At 75.8% G+C, this 343-nt stretch carries 1 pseudogene; it reads left to right on the top strand.

Annotated features, from left to right (window positions below):
• A pseudogene (locus tag C7C46_RS35745) lies at positions 1 to 343 on the top strand (threonine aldolase); the annotation flags it as partial.

The following is a 343-nucleotide window of genomic DNA, read 5'->3' as shown; positions in this document are numbered from 1 at the left end:
CACCGGCACGATGGCCCAGCAGGTCGCGCTGCGCTACGGCGCCGAGCTGACCGGGCGGATCGGCGTGGCGCTGCACCCGATGAGCCACCTGCAGCGCTGGGAGCGCCAGGCCTACCAACAGCTGACCGGCCTGCGCGGGCTCTGGCCCACCGACGCGCCCCGCCCGTACACCGCGGCCGAACTGGCCGAGCTGGGCCAGCCGTACGGCACCGCGACCGTCGAACTCCCGCTGCGCGACGCGGGGTTCCTGCTACCGAGCTGGGCGGAGCTGACGGCGGTGGTGGACCAGGCCCGCTCGGCCGGCGCCCGGGTGCACTTCGACGGTGCCCGGCTGTGGGACTGC

Origin of the sequence: Streptomyces tateyamensis (genome assembly GCF_003205575.1) — a bacterium.
Taxonomy (GTDB): domain Bacteria; phylum Actinomycetota; class Actinomycetes; order Streptomycetales; family Streptomycetaceae; genus Kitasatospora; species Kitasatospora tateyamensis.
The sequence above is the reverse complement of the archived record's forward strand: the minus strand, read 5'-3'. Positions and strand labels throughout refer to the sequence as shown.